The following is a 14,969-nucleotide window of genomic DNA, read 5'->3' on the forward strand; positions in this document are numbered from 1 at the left end:
GCCGGGGCCCGCGGGGGGGGGCCACCGCGGGGGGGCGGCCCCCACCGGCCGACGAGCCGGCCGCCACGGTGTGCGCGGCGTCGCCGTAAGGGTACGAGCTGCTCCCCCAACCGCCCTGGTACCCCGCGCCGGCCGGCTCCCCGGTGGACGTCGCGCCTGTGGACGTCGGCCCGGTGGGTGGCGGCGCCGTGGTGGGTGGCGGTGTTCCGTGGCCGCCGCGGGAGATCAGGGTGTCGTCCGCCGAGCCGCCATGGTGGCCGATCGCCGTGGCGTCGGGGTCGGCGGCGGGCGGCTGTCCCGTCCGATCGGGCCATGAGGTGTAGCCCAGGCTGGAGGCGCTGACGCCGGCGGCCGCTCCCCCGAACACCGCCCCGCCGGGGGGAACCGGCCCGCTGGACGTGTCGCCGTCACCGGCGGCCGGCCCGCCGGTCGACGCCACGGCGCCGGGCGGCACTGACCCGACCGGCGGCACTGACCCGACCGGCGGCACTGATCCGACCGGCGGGACCGGGCGCAGGGGCGGGACAGAGCTCAGCGGCGGCGTGGAGAGGATCGGCGGGCTGCTGTCCGGCGGCCGGATGACCGAGGTGACCTCCTCGCGGGAGGACTGGGCGGCCAGCCGCGCGGCGATCAGCGCCGCGCCCGTCGCGATGTCGTCGTCCGAGCCGTACTCCCACCGGCCGACGCTCGGGAACGCCGCCCGCATCTGGGCGGCGACGATCGGCATCCGCGCCGCACCGCCGTAGAGGAGCACGGAGGAGAGATCCTCGGGGGTCGCCTCACCCGTTCGGAGGGTCCGCCGGAACGCCCGGACCGTGTCGTCGACGACCGGCGCGACGAGGATCTCAAGATCCGCGCGGCGCAGCACCACCGATGTCGAGGGCAGGCCGGGGAGCGCGAGGGCGACCTCGATCTCGTCCTCCTCCGCGAGGTACTCCTTCGCCTGGGCGCACTCCTCACGCAGCCGGGCGAGTGCCGCGGTGACCGCGGGATCGGAGCGGTCGAGCCGCTCCCGGCCGGCGCCGGCCTCGGCCAGCACCCGCTCGACCAGCAGCTCGTCGAAGTCGGCCCCGCCGGCGTGGTTCACCCCGACCGATGTGCCCAGCTGCTGGAACCCGAACGGGCTGAACGACAGCACCGCCGCGTCGAAGTGCCCGGCGCCGAAGTCGTAGACGCCGACGAGGTCGACCGTGCGGGTCCCCGAGCGGCGGGCGAGCAGGGTGCCGATCGCGTCGGCGGCCGCGCAGGTCGCGACGGGTGCAGAGACGTCCGAGAGCTGGCTGACGGCGGAGGCGAACACCTCGCGGCGGTGCGCGGGCCAGAAGGCGGGATGCGCGACGACGATCTGCTCGGCCTCCTCCCCCCGGGCCGCGACGATCTGCCCGACCAGGTGGCCGACCAGCCGGGCGAGCAGCCCGTCCGGGCTGTACGCGGCGCCGCCGACCAGCAGGTGGCCGGGCTCGCCGAGCCGGCGCAGGAACCCCCGGGCAGCCCGGTCGGGATCGGTGCGGGCCCGCCTTTCAGCCGAGCGCCCGAACAGCACACCGCCCGTCTGGGGCATGTACAGGACGGACGGCACGGCTCGGGCGCCGCCCAGGGTCAGCACGGCGGGCCAGCCCCCGTCCGTGGCGGCGACGACTGTGGTAGCCGATCCGACGTCGATGCCAAGCTGGTAACCCACTGGTCCTCCGGGTGTGCTCGTTCGCCGCCCGCCACGGCAGGCGATGCACGCCGCGCGGTCCCCCGACCCGCCCCGATGCCACCCGACACCGTCAGAGCTCAAAACGGGTCGTTTAACTGTCAACGAAACAGGCCGACCGGCACATCGTAGGCGTACAGACCGACTTTTCCCTATCCGGTACCGGACATCGGCGCGGAGCCCCGCGCCGATGCCGGAAACGCCTTCCACCGCAGCTCAGAACCGCTCGTGTCGACCGGTCGGGCGCTGCCTCGGCGGCCGCTCGGGCTAACCGGACTCGAATGCCCTGAGGATCGCGTCGGCGGCGAGCGTCGGCGTCAGCTCGCCGTCCTCGACCTGGCGTTCCAGGCCGCCGGTCAGGTTCGCGACCCGCGGGTCGTCGTGCAGGCGGGACAGCAGGCGATCGTGCACCATCGCCCACATCCAGTCGACCTGCTGGCGGCGGCGGCGGGCGGCGAGCTCGCCGGAGGCGTCGAGGGTGTCCTGGTGTTTGAGGACCTGCCCCCAGACCGTGTCCAGGCCGGTGCGTTCCGCGGCGCTGCAGGTCAGCACCGGGGTCTGCCACTCCCGCGCGCCGCCCTGTAACAGCCGGATCGCCCCGGCCAGCTCACGCGCGGCGCGGCGCGCGTCGAGCTCGTGCGGCCCGTCCGCCTTGTTGACGGCGATGACGTCCGCCAGCTCCAGGACGCCCTTCTTGATGCCCTGAAGCTGGTCGCCCGTCCGGGCCAGGGTCAGGAACAGGAAGGTGTCGACCATGTCGGCGACCGTGGTCTCGGACTGGCCGACCCCGACCGTCTCGACAAGCACCACGTCGTACCCGGCGGCCTCCATGATGACCATGGCCTCGCGGGTGGCCTTGGCGACGCCGCCGAGGGTCCCCGCGGTCGGTGAGGGCCGGATGAACGCGGCCGGGTCGGCGGACAGGGCCTCCATCCGGGTCTTGTCGCCGAGGATGCTCCCGCCCGTGCGGGTGGACGACGGGTCGACCGCGAGCACCGCCACCTGGTGCCCGGCCGCGGTGAGCGTCGTGCCGAGCGCGTCGATGAACGTCGACTTGCCGACCCCGGGGACGCCGGTGATCCCGACCCTGCGGGCCTTCCCCGCGTGCGGGAGCAGGGTCACCAGCAGCTGCTGGGCCGCCTCCCGGTGGTCGGCCCGGGTCGACTCGACCAGTGTGATGGCGCGCGCGACCCACATCCGCGACGACGCGAGGACACCGTCGACGTACGCGGCGACGTCGACGGGCCGGCGGGCCAGTGCGGTCAAGGCGCCGTGGTGTGGCCGAGCTGGTCGGACAGCGTGGCCAGCAGCTCGATCGCCGCGTCCGCGATGACCGTGCCAGGCGGGAAGATCGCGGCGGCACCGGCGGCGCGCAGGGCGTCGAAGTCCTGCGGCGGGATGACCCCACCGACGACGACGAGGATGTCGTCGCGCTCGAGCGCCGCCAGCTCCTCCTTCAGCGCCGGGACCAGCGTGAGGTGCCCGGCGGCGAGCGAGGACACGCCGATGATCTGGACGTCCGCCTCGACGGCCTGGCGGGCCACCTCGGCGGGCGTCTGGAACAGCGGGCCGACGTCCACGTCGAAGCCGATGTCGGCGAAGGCCGTGGCGATCACCTTCTGGCCACGGTCGTGCCCGTCCTGGCCCATCTTCGCGACGAGGATCCGTGGGCGCCGGCCCTCGGCCCGCTCGAAGGCCGCCGCGGCCTCGCGGGCGGCGACGATGTTGCCGGCCGGCCCGGCCTCATCCCGGTACACACCCGAGATCGTACGGATCTGACCGGAGTGCCGCCCGTACACCTTCTCCAGGGCGTCGGAGATCTCACCCACGGTCGCCTTGGCGCGGGCGGCGTCGACTGCCAGCGCGAGCAGGTTGTGCCCCAGGTCGGACGGCCGGCTGCCGTCGCGGGCCGCGTCGGCCGCGGCGGTCAGCGCGTGCAGCGCCGACTCGACGGCGGCGGTGTCACGCTCCTCGCGCAGCCGGCGCAGCTTCTCGATCTGACCAACCCGGACCGCCGAGTTGTCGACCTTCAGGACGTCGATGGCCTCGTCCGCGTCCACCCGGTACTTGTTGACCCCGACGAGCGGCTGGCGTCCGGCGTCGATGCGGGCCTGGGTGCGTGCCGCCGCCTCCTCGATGCGCATCTTCGGGATGCCGGCGTCGATCGCCTGCGCCATCCCGCCGGTCGACTCGACCTCGGTGATGTGCGCCCAGGCCTTGCGGGCCAGGTCGTAGGTGAGCCGCTCGACATAGTGGCTGCCGCCCCACGGGTCGACGACCCGGGTGGTACCGGACTCCTGCTGGAGCAGCAGCTGGGTGTTGCGCGCGATGCGGGCGGAGAAGTCGGTGGGCAGCGCCAGCGCCTCGTCGAGGGCGTTGGTGTGCAGTGACTGGGTGTGCCCCTGGGTGGCGGCCATCGCCTCGACGCAGGTGCGCACGACGTTGTTGAAGACATCCTGGGCGGTCAGCGACCATCCGGAGGTCTGCGAGTGCGTCCGCAGCGACGTCGAACGGGCGCTGGTCGGGCCGAACTGGTTCACCAGCCGCGCCCACAGCAGGCGCGCCGCGCGCATCTTGGCGACTTCCATGAAGAAGTTCATGCCGATCGCCCAGAAGAACGACAGCCGGGGGGCGAAGGCGTCGATCTCCAGGCCGGCGCCCAGACCCGCCCGGATGTACTCGACGCCGTCCGCCAGCGTGTAGGCAAGCTCCAGGTCGGCGGTCGCGCCCGCCTCCTGCATGTGGTAGCCGGAGATGGAGATCGAGTTGAATCGCGGCATCCGCTTCGAGGTGTACGCGAAGATGTCCGAGATGATCTGCATCGACGGCTGCGGCGGGTAGATGTAGGTGTTGCGGACCATGAACTCTTTGAGGATGTCGTTCTGGATGGTGCCGGCGAGCTGCTCCGGTGCCACCCCCTGTTCCTCGGCGGCGACGATGTACAGCGCCAGGACCGGCAGCACCGCGCCGTTCATGGTCATCGACACGCTCATCCGGTCCAGCGGGATGCCGTCGAAGAGCTGGCGCATGTCGTAGATCGAGTCGATGGCCACGCCGGCCATGCCCACGTCGCCGGTGACCCGCGGGTGGTCGCTGTCGTACCCGCGGTGGGTCGGCAGGTCGAAGGCCACCGAGAGGCCCTTCTGGCCGGCGGCCAGGTTGCGCCGGTAGAAGGCGTTCGACTCGGCCGCGGTGGAGAACCCCGCGTACTGGCGGATCGTCCACGGCTGGGTCACGTACATCGCCGGGTACGGGCCGCGCAGGTAGGGGGCGATGCCCGGGTAGGTGCCGAGGAAGTCCAGGCCGGCCGTGTCGGCCGCGGTGTACAGCGGCTTCACCGCGATGCCCTCGGGGGTGTCCCAGGTCAGCGCGTCGGCGTCCTTGCCGGTGGCCTGCTCGAGCGCGACCCGCCACTGGGCCTCGTCGGCGTCCGCGCCGCTGGGTGCTCCGAGCGCGATCTCGGCGAAGTCGGGGATCGATGACATCAGGCCACTCCCGCCTCTGCGAGGGTCGTCCGCAGCACCTCGACGGCGTTGCAGCCGGTGAAGACGTACCCGCTCACGCCCGCCGCGGCGTCGGTCTCCGCGCGCGAGCCGGCCTTGCCGGCCAGCCAGATCCGCGTGGCCCCCGCCGCGTGCAGCGCCTCGGCCACCGGGGCCGCCCACTCGGCGTACACCTTGTCCCCCGAGCACAGGCAGGCGACCTTCGCGCCGGACGCGGTGAACGCGGCCGCGATCGCGGCCGGATCCGTGCCCGGGCCCGAGTCGGGCGTGGCCAGGCCGCCGGCCTGGAACAGGTTCGCGGCGAAGGTCGCGCGGGCGGTGAACGCCGAGGCCCCGCCGATCGTGGCCAGGAAGACCGCGGGCCGGGCGCCGGTGGCGGCGGCGTGCGCGTCCGACCGGGCGCGCAGCGCCTCGTAATCCTGGTCGTAGGTGACGGTCGGCAGCCCGTGGCCGCCACCGGCCTCGGTCGTGCCGGTCGCGGCCGTGGCGCCGGACGGGCCGGCCTCCGCCGGGGCGGGCGGCCGATCGGGGAGCTTCTCACCCAGGTTGGGGAACTCGCTGACACCGGTCAGCGGATCACGCCGGTGCGCGATCGCGTCCGCACGGGCCGCCCAGGTCACGGCGAGGCGGGTCCGCAGCGAGCCGTCCGCCAGCGTGGCCGAGATCCCTCCGGCACGCTCGATCTCAGTGAAGACCGCCCACGCCGCCTCAGCAAGGGAGTCGGTGAGCGACTCGACGTACCAGGAGCCCCCGGCCGGGTCGATCACCCGGATCAGGCTCGCCTCCTCCTGCAGCAGCGTCTGCGTGTTCCGCGCGATCCGACGGGCGAAGTCGTCGGCGAGCCCGAGCCTGATGTCGAAGGGCAGCACGGTGACCGCGTCCGCGCCGCCGACCCCCGCCGCGAAGCAGGCCACGGTGGTGCGGAGCATGTTCACCCAGGGGTCACGGCGGGACATCATCGCGGACGAGGTGACCGCGTGCTGGCGCTGCACCCGCTCCGCGGGCGCGGCACCGCACACCTCCGCCACCCGGGCCCACAGCCGCCGCGCCGCCCGCAGCTTGGCGATCGACAGGAACTGGTCGGCGCTCACCGCGTAGCGGAACTCGAGCTGGCCGAGGGCCTCGGCCACGCCCAGCCCGGCGTCGGTCAGCTCGCGCAGGTAGGCCACACCTGTCGCCAACGAGGCGCCGAGCTCCTCGGCGTCGCTCCCGCCGGCGTCGTGGTACGGCCGGGCGTCGACGACCAGCGTCCGCAGGCGTGGGTACTCGGCGGCGACGCGCGGGGCGAGCACGCGGGCCACGCTGAAGTCCGGCGCCGCCCCGGTGCGCGCCGCGAGCCCCAGCGGGTCCGCGCCGAGCACGCCGGTGAGCTGGGACGCCGGAACACCCCGCTCGTCGGCCAGCGCCAGGAACGCGGCGGCCGCCTCCCCGGTGAGCGCGCCCGCGTCCAGGACGACCGGAGCGAGGTCGAGGTAGACATCCCGCAGGACCTCGGCGAGCCCGTCGAGAGGCAGGCCCGCCGGACCGAGCCGCAGCCACAGCGAGGTGACGCCGTTCTCCAGGTCGGCGAGCACCACCTGACCGCCGGCCTTCGGGTCGGGGTGTGCGTGCAGCGCACGGACGTCCCAGCCGTCGGTGTTGGCGCCCTGTGGCCGGCCGCCGCGGACGAACGGCGCCAGCCCCGGCAGGCCCGCACCGGTCGCGCCGGCGGCGTCCGCCGCGTCGTAGAGCGGACGGATGCGGATGCCCTCGTAGGTCGAGGTCGCGATCAGCTCCTCGGCCTCACCCGGAGCGGTGTCCTCGCCCGCAACCCCCGACTTTCGCAGCACCCCGAGGACCAGCCGCCGCCAGTCGTCCCTCGTCGAGTCCGGAAAATCGGCGGCGAGCGCCAGCTCCACCGGTGGAACGGTCATGGGACGGATCGTAGGGGCCCACGGCCCCACGAGCCCGGATTGTTCCTCCCGTCACAGCTTCCCGGGCCGGTCACGGGCCTGCCGCCAGCCATCCGGTGACCGCGGCGACGACCTTCGTCGGTGTACGAAGCACGTCGGCCCAGGTGACCCGCCGGACCCGCCATCCCAGGTCCAGCAGCTGGTTCTGCCGCTCGCGGTCCCGGTGAAGAGCCGACGGCAGCTCGTGGACGGCACCGCCGTCCGCCTCGACATCGAGCATCGCGCCGGGCCAGGCGAGGTCGAGCCGGGCCAGGACCCGCCCGGTACCGTCCGTGACGGGCCACTGGATGCGCGGCGGAGGCACACCGGCGTCGTGGAGCAGGAGCCGCAGGTGTGTCTCGAGCACGGACTCCGCCCGCCCGTCCGCGAGCGCCCAGTAGGAGGCCACCCGGCGGGCACCGGGGCGCTTCACGCAGGCCGCGATCACCCTGTCCAGCCCTGTCACCAGCCGGCGGCGCAACGCGGCGTCGATCATCGCGACCGCGTCCTCTCGTGAACCGGCCAGGACGAGGTCCGCGAGGGTCCGGTCCGGACCGGTGAGGGGGATTCCGTCGAGCTCGACCAGATCGCCGACCGCGACCGGCCCGAAGTGGCTGACCGTCCCCTCCATCTGCCTCCGGGAACCGTGCACCGGCAGCCGGAGGTGCACCGGCTCGTCTTCGGCGGGCCGCGGAAGCCCTTCGAAGCCCAGCAGCCGCCCAGCCGTCACGCCGCACGCCACCGCGCCGGGACGCGCCAGCAGCGCGGCGCGAACACGCAGCCGAAACGGCAACCGGGCCTTCGCGGTCGGGTCGGTGAAATCGGCGGCCGGCCAGGATGTCGCTCCGGCGGTAGCCGCCCCGGGGGTAGCCGCTCCGGAGGTGGCCGCTCCGGAGGTGGTCCACCGGCTCGGTACGGAGTCAGGCGGCGGCCCGTGATCAGACAGGCGACCGCCGACCTCGCCATCCGCGCTCAGCGTGGCGCCGGGGAGGACGTAGATGCCCTGCCGGGCGCGCAGCCAGATCCCCGAGCGCACCAGGTGTCTCAGGAGATCTGGCGTGAGGCCCACGCCGAGGGCCTGTCGGGTGGTGATCAACCCGTGCTGGCGGCGAGCGAGGCGCACAGCGCTTCCCAGGCCCTCATGGCTCCATGCACCTGACGCACCTGACGCACCTTTCGACACACGGGCACTTTCGCCCGAAGTACCGATGCCGTCCAGCGGGTAGAAAATTCTAATTCGTGAGCCTTCCGGGTTTTCCGGAGGGGAACTTCCTCGCCCTTCGGTAACCACCTCGCCCCTTCGGGGCTGAATCCCGGCCGATTTCGCCCCGAAAGGGCAAGAAAGCCGATAAATGGCGAGCAGTCGTGGCGGCTACCACACGCCTCCGAGCGATACTCAGAACACGCCTGGTTCACGGGCTACCGGCCACCCGGCGCGACCTCGATCGGCGATTACCCGCCACCGGACGCGATTTCGATCAGCGTCACCAGCCACCGGGCACGACCCCGTCAGCCGCGGATCAACAGGACCACAGCCACCACCAGACCGAGCACGATCACAGCAGCGCGCAGGGCTGACGCGGGAAGCCGTCGGGCGACCCGCGCGCCGAGGACCCCACCGGCCGCCGACGTCACGACAAGGATTCCAGCGTAGGCCCAGGACACCTGAGCGGTGACGAGGAAGACCACGACGCCGATCGCGTTCACACCGAACGAGAGCAGGGTCTTGAGGGCGTTCGTCCGCTGGAGCTCGTCGACCAGCAGGATTCCGAGAACACCGAGCAGAACCACACCGAGCCCGGCCCCGAAGTAGGAGCCGTACGCCCCCGCGATGAACACCCCGATCCGGGTCGGCCAGGTGACGGCTCCGACGGAGGGTTCGACGCCGACCAGCCCACCGAGCGCCCGCCGGTCCTCCGGCACGCCGAGTGGCGGGCCGAGTGGCGGGCCGGAGGTGGCCAGCTCGCGCCGGGCTCTCGGCCGCGCAGGTTCCGCGCCACCCGCCAGGGAGCTGCCCGCCACGCCCACCGGCGAGGTTTCGCCCGCCGCGGGCCGGGTGGTCCCCAGCGCGGCTGCCCGGCGGCGGGCGACGAGCGCGGCCAGCCTCGACTGCGCGGCCAGGAGGAGGCAGGCCACGATCACCAGGAACGGCACGGCGGACCGGAAGCCGTCCGACGGGGTCAGCAGCAGGACGACCGCGCCGACCAGGCCGCCGAGCATCGCCGGTGGGCCGAGCGCCTTCAACCTGGACGTCTGTCCGGCCAGTTCTCGCCGGTAGCCCAGGGCCCCGCCCGCGTACCCGGTGACGAGCCCGACCGAGGAGGTGATGTTGGCGGTGAGGGCGGGCAGGCCGGTGGCGAGCAGCGCCGGGAACGCGATCAGGGTGCCGCCGCCCGCCACGGCGTTCACGGCCCCCGCGAGCAGGCCGGCCCCGGCGACGAGAACAGCGTCGGCTGGTCCCACCTGTCCTCCGTCTGGTCGTGACGAGCCGCTGGTCCGCCGGAACGCCACCGGGCGCGCCGGGCTGGAAACGACAAAATCACGTTCGTCCGGACGGGTGGCCGCTGCCAGGAATTGCGGCCCAGGTCACGGTGGCCGAACATGGCCGAGGGAGCCGGCCCGGGCAGTCACCGATCACCGCGTTCCCGGCGACCGGCTATCGACTCCTGGCTCCCCCGACCAGCGACCGCGGGCCCGCGACGGTCAGAGGTCGAACTCCTCCGGGTTGATCCCCACCGCGAAGCACGCCTCGCGGACGATCGCCTGCTCGGTCTTGTCGAAGTTGCCGTCGGCGCCGCCGATGACGATGCCGATCTGGATCACGGCGCGGGCCTCGGTCGGCTTCTTCTTGACCTTCCCGATCTCCTGGAGGATCGAGACCTTGCCGAAGTCGAAGTCGGCCTGCAGCTTGCCCAGGTAGTCGTTGAACCTCCGCTGGAGGTCGTCGGCCGCGAAGTTCGACAGCACGTCGTTGCCGACGATCAGCGACGCGACCCGCTGCCGCTCGGCGGGGTCGACGCTGCCGTCCGACGCGGCCACGAGCGCGCACATCGCCATGCTCGCGTCGCGGAACGCGCCGCTCTTGAGATCGTTCTTCTTCGCGTTGAGCTGTCCCTGCATGCTCTGCGCGGACTGTCGTAGCTGGTTCCAGATCGGCACCTGTGCTCCTTTGCCGGTGGCGTGTCCGGTGTCACAAGGATCCCGGCGTCTTTCGCTCACGAAGGTCGCGGGGCCGTACGCACCCGACCGGAGTCGGGCGTGCCGGGTCGGTCCAGGCCCGGGACCGGGCCTGAACCAGACAAGACTCCCACGAGTGAACGCGCGGACCGCGGACGACGCTCCCCACCCGACCCGTCCGCACGATTCGGCCGCGTTCGGCCCCGGCGGGGGCACCCGGCCGGGGCCGTCAGCGGACCAGCACCGTCGTCCCGATCGCACCGATACCCGCCGCCCACAGCCAGTCCATCGCCTCGTTGGTGACCCGAACGCAGCCGTGGGACGCCGCGCGGCCCGGCACGGACACGTAGCCGTGCACCGCGATCCCGTCGGTGTGGAAGTACTTCGGCCGGTACAGGCCGCCGAGCGGGCCCGGGTCCACGCCGTCGACCTGCCGGTACACATGCCAGGTACCCCGCGGGGTGTCGGCGAGGAGGCGCTGGCCGCGCACCTCGTACCAGCGCTCCGTCCCGGTCGAGGTGTTGAGGATCTGGCGGACCGATCCGTCCTGGACGACGAGCAGCAGCTGGCGCGTGACATCGACCTCCAGCGCCAGGCCCGAACCGGTGACGGCCAGCAGTCGGGGGCCCTGCCGGAGCGACGCCCAGGTGGCCGGGCCCACCAGGCCGTCCCGCTCCAGTCCGGCGACCTTCTGGGCGGCGAGGACGGCCTGCACCGTCAGGACTCCGTAGATCCCGTTGGGCTCGCCGAGCCAGTAGCCCAGCTCGACCAGCCGCCGCTGGAGAGCGAGCACGGGCGCCCCCTGGTCACCCGGGCCGAGCAGGCCCGGAAGGTCCGTCCCGGCCGCGAGAACCGGCTCCGGCGGAGCCGGCGGTGCGGGCAGGACAGGTGAACCGGGCAGGGCGGGTGGGCCGGGCAGGGCGGGTGGGCCGGTTGACGGGGGTGCCGGTGCGGCCGCGCCGGTCGTCGCCCAGGCCGCCGCCAGGCCGTGGCCACCGAGGCCGGGACCGGCGGGTACTCCCACCAGCACGGCGGACATCACCAGTGTGCCGGTCGCTGATCTGGCGTGTTCGAAACGGCGAGATCTGCACCGAGGATCCATACCACCCATAGCCGTATATTGCCTTGCGCGCAGTAAACATCCCCCGGCGGGGACGTCTCATCTCCCGCACCGACAATGCGCAACCTGTCATTCAGAATTATGAATCAGCCAGATAGCCTCCGACATTAGCCGCAAAGCGGTCAGTTGACGGCGTTCAACCGGTCGACCGCGGCGGCGGCGTCACCGATGTTGACGAAATCGACCGCGACAAAGGTGGGGCGCCGGCCCTGTTCGGTCTCGCACTGCCTGGACCGCGCGAGGATCCGGTCGGCACGGTTCGCGACCACGGCGGCCTGCCGGCTGGGTGCCGCGTCCGTCACCCAGTTGTTGAGCAGGAGCAGCGGCGATCCCGCGGCTCCCCGCAGGCGGGCGCAGCCGGTCAGTTTCTCCGGGGAGTCCACCGAGAACGGCGTGTCCGACGCGTAGCGGTAGAAACTACGCAGGAATGTCCCGGGCATGTCCTGGCTCTCGGCGAAGACGACGAGGCGCCGGCCGGACTCGACCATCTCCCGCAACGTGGGCCACTCGCCGTCCTCATCGGCCGGCGGGGTGGCGACGATGCGGGACAGGCCGGCCTGCGCGACGGCGCCGGCGATCTCCGGCGCGGGCACCTGATCCTGAATGATCAACGTCACCACCTCGGTGGGGTTTCGGTCCATCCAGTCCCGGACCTGGCCGAGTTCCGCGGTCAGGTCGAGCGCCCCGAGCTGGCACAGGTTGTGGCACAGCCACAGCCCCGGCCGGGCCGACCGGGCGTTGCGGGTCAGCGGCTCGATGGCCGTGCGGGTCGAGGGCGGCAACGTCTCGAGGACGGCGTCCACCTGCTCGGGCGTTGTCCAGTGGTGGACGTCGAGCAGCAGGGCGCGCACCCCGAGGTCGAGCTGGTGCACCAGCGACGGGTCCTGGGTCGGGCCGAGGAAGCGGTCCTCGCTGGTCGCCATCGCGTTGTGGGTGGCCAGGTAGGTCACCTCGTCGTACCGGCTGTCACACAGGCGGATCTGGCTGTTACACAGCTCCCGCGCGTTCGCCGCGGCACCGGGGAAGGCGACCCAGGTCAGCGCGATCATCATCGGGGCGGCCACGGTGAAGCCGGCGGCGAGGCGGCGGCGCCGGCCGGCCCGGCCCCAGCGCGCGGAGAGTGCCACGAGCAGCGCGCCGCCGAGGATCGTCAGCCCCACCGCGAGCGTCCAGGCGACGATGCGCAGGTAGTCGGACTCGATGTCGCCGTACGCGTGCCGGGAGAAGTCGGCGAGCACCGCGCCGGCGCCGGGCGGCAGCGGCCCACCGGGCTTCTCCAGGGCGAGCAGCGGGTTCGGCAGCAGCATCCGCAGCACCACGCCCAGGACGCCCGCCGCGACCCCGGCGACGACGACCGCCCCCGCCAGCGCCCGCATCCGGGACCGGCCGCGGGCGGCTGCCAGTGCGACGATCGCCACGCAGATCAGCCCGGCGAGGCCCAGCAGCGCCAGGCTGAGCCCGTCGAGCGCCGCCGAGACGTCGTGCAGCTTGGACACGGCGCTGATCGCGGGCTCGTCGCGCAGGTCGGAGAGGCGGACGCCCAGGTTGAGCACGGCGCCGTCGGTGAGGTGGGCGCGCATCTCGCCGACCGCCCGCTCGTCGCCCTCGAACAGCAGCGGACCGACCCGGGCCAGCGCTCCGGCCACGTCACCGGAGCGCAGGTCCGCGCGCAGGGGGGCGGCCACCGCGTCGCGGTCCGCCGGCTTCAGCCGGCCGAGCACCGCCTCCACCACCCGGTCGGTGTCCTGCGCCGAGAGCTCCATGGTGGGCAGCGCGGTGGGCGGTCGACCGGCGACGATGTCGTCGAGCGCGTCGAGGACGGAGCGGGTGAACTGGGTGACCGACTCGACCTGGTAGCTCGTGCCGGTGCCGATCTCGCCCGCGATGTAGCGGTTGGCCAGGCCGGAGATGTTGCCGAAGATCGGGGTCAGGTCGACGCTGAACTCGATGTCGTCCTGGCGCGCGCGCAGGTAGTCGACGATGCGCCCGATCTGCTCGTCGGTCATCGCCTCCACCGTCGACGGAGGCAGCACCGTGCGCAGGTTCGCGGTGACCAGGGTGGGGTCGACGGGCAGGCCGGAGAGCAGGGATTCGACGGCGGGGTCGGGCAGCACCTCGGTGTATAGGCGGTCGTAGGCGTTCGCCTCGGTGAGCGCCTGGGAGTAGAAGTCCGCACTCAGAACGGTCGTGCGCGAGGTGGCGAGCACGACGAAGGGCAGCCAGAGGAGCGCCAGCAACACGGCCAGCCCCCACTGGCCCGCCCGACGCCGGGGGCTGTCCCGCACGACCCGCCCGCCCGAGGCCCGGGACCGCCCGGCATCCGGGAGGCGGCCGGAACGCCACCCGCGCCTGGAGCGACCGGAGCCACCAGCACCAGCGAAGCCGCCGGGGCTCGCCGAATCCGGCGCGGCCGCGGACTCCGCTCCGGTCGCGCCGGTCGGGCCAGCCGTGGAGGAGGGACCGCCGTCCCTGGGGGCGGGCAGGCCGTGCCTTACATCCGGGGCGGAACCCGCAGGACCCGCAGGACCCTCAAATCCCGAGCCGGACATGGCCACCCACCGGCGAGCGCGCGCCCGGATCCCAGAACGCGCCGGCATCCCAGAACCCATCCGGCCATCCCCGACCTGTCACCGCATGCCGTCACTGACAGGTCCAATTTATCCCGCCACGGGATCTCTCGACCCGCCCGGACACCCGAAGGTCACGTCAGGGACGGGCCGCCCGCAACTCGGGATGGGCCGCCGCCGCGAGGATCTCCTCGATACGGGCGGCGACCTCGTCCGGCGTGCCGGTGCCGTCCACGGTGCGCAGGAGACCCTGCTCGGCATAGTGGCTGCGCAGCGGGGCCGTCTCCTCGGCGAACACCTTCAGCCGCCGCCGCGCCGTCTCCTGGTTGTCGTCGAGGCGGCCCTCGGACAGCGAGCGCCGGCCGATCCGGGCGAGTACCTCGGTCTCGTCGACGTCGAGGTCGAGGACCAGGTGGAGTGGCCCGCAGGTGGCGGTCAGCATGCGGTCGAGCGCCTCGGCCTGCGGCAGCGTCCGGGGGAAGCCGTCGAGCAGGAACCCCACCCCGCAGTCGATGCCGGTGGCGAGGCGCTCGGCGACCATGTCCAGGACGATCTCGTCCGGGACGAGCTCACCGGCCCGGACATAGTGCTCGGCCCGCCGGCCCAGCGGCGACCCGGCGGAGATCTGCTGGTCGAAGAGCTGACCGGTCGAGATCGCCGGCACGCCGTGGCGCGCGCTGATCCGCGCGGCCTGGGTCCCCTTGCCGGCGCCGGGCGGGCCGAGCAGCACGAGCCTCATGGCCTGCACGGTACCGGCTGGTTGGCTTCCAGTAGAGCCGCCGCGACGGTGAACCGGGGCAGACCGGACGCGACGCGAGCGATTTCACCCAACGGTCGACCTCCCCAACAGGTGAAATCCGTCCCGATCCGCAACCAGGGACCCACGGACGGGTGGAGCCGGGTGGACGGGTCCAATGGCCCCACCCGGACCGGGCCGACGACGATCGAGCCCCGGGGGGGGGGGGGGCCGGG

10 protein-coding genes are annotated in these 14,969 nt (G+C 73.2%); all 10 read right to left on the reverse strand.

Annotated features, from left to right (window positions below; all coding sequences use genetic code 11):
* On the reverse strand, positions 1-1,681 hold a 1,681-nt coding region (locus AC559T_RS03440; RefSeq protein WP_498867714.1), incomplete at its 3' end, for an Hsp70 family protein.
* 285 nt (positions 1,682-1,966) lie between these two features.
* A complete protein-coding gene (gene meaB, locus AC559T_RS03445; protein WP_255565674.1) occupies positions 1,967-2,965 on the reverse strand; it encodes a methylmalonyl Co-A mutase-associated GTPase MeaB in 999 nt (332 codons plus the stop codon).
* Positions 2,962-5,184, reverse strand: a complete 2,223-nt coding sequence (gene scpA, locus AC559T_RS03450; protein WP_131625996.1) for a methylmalonyl-CoA mutase — start codon at positions 5,182-5,184, stop codon at positions 2,962-2,964. The genes meaB and scpA overlap by 4 nt, the downstream gene beginning before the upstream one ends.
* On the reverse strand, positions 5,184-7,115 hold the full coding sequence (locus AC559T_RS03455) for a methylmalonyl-CoA mutase subunit beta (protein ID WP_131625997.1): 1,932 nt from the start codon (positions 7,113-7,115) through the stop codon (positions 5,184-5,186). Before AC559T_RS03455 ends, scpA begins: the two co-directional genes overlap by 1 nt.
* A 70-nt stretch (positions 7,116-7,185) precedes the next feature.
* Positions 7,186-8,256 carry a type IV toxin-antitoxin system AbiEi family antitoxin domain-containing protein gene (locus AC559T_RS03460; RefSeq protein WP_498867715.1) on the reverse strand — a complete coding sequence of 357 codons (1,071 nt, stop codon included), beginning with the start codon at positions 8,254-8,256 and terminating at the stop codon, positions 7,186-7,188.
* A gap of 386 nt (positions 8,257-8,642) precedes the next feature.
* Positions 8,643-9,596: a sulfite exporter TauE/SafE family protein gene (locus AC559T_RS03465; protein WP_498867716.1), complete on the reverse strand. Its 954-nt coding sequence runs from the start codon at positions 9,594-9,596 to the stop codon at positions 8,643-8,645.
* 240 nt (positions 9,597-9,836) lie between these two features.
* On the reverse strand, positions 9,837-10,292 hold the full coding sequence (locus tag AC559T_RS03470; RefSeq protein WP_112105741.1) for a tellurite resistance TerB family protein: 456 nt from the start codon (positions 10,290-10,292) through the stop codon (positions 9,837-9,839).
* 247 nt (positions 10,293-10,539) lie between these two features.
* Positions 10,540-11,349 (reverse strand): L,D-transpeptidase family protein, encoded by an 810-nt coding sequence (locus AC559T_RS03475; protein WP_498867717.1) that lies wholly within the window; start codon positions 11,347-11,349, stop codon positions 10,540-10,542.
* Between the two features lie 203 nt (positions 11,350-11,552).
* On the reverse strand, positions 11,553-13,715 hold the full coding sequence (locus AC559T_RS03480; protein ID WP_498867718.1) for a phosphoinositide-specific phospholipase C-related protein: 2,163 nt from the start codon (positions 13,713-13,715) through the stop codon (positions 11,553-11,555).
* Between the two features lie 421 nt (positions 13,716-14,136).
* Positions 14,137-14,736: an adenylate kinase gene (locus AC559T_RS03485; RefSeq protein WP_071065616.1), complete on the reverse strand. Its 600-nt coding sequence runs from the start codon at positions 14,734-14,736 to the stop codon at positions 14,137-14,139.
* Between the last annotated feature and the right edge of the window lie 233 nt (positions 14,737-14,969).

This window comes from Frankia sp. Hr75.2 (genome assembly GCF_949319125.1).
GTDB lineage: Bacteria > Actinomycetota > Actinomycetes > Frankiales > Frankiaceae > Parafrankia > Parafrankia soli.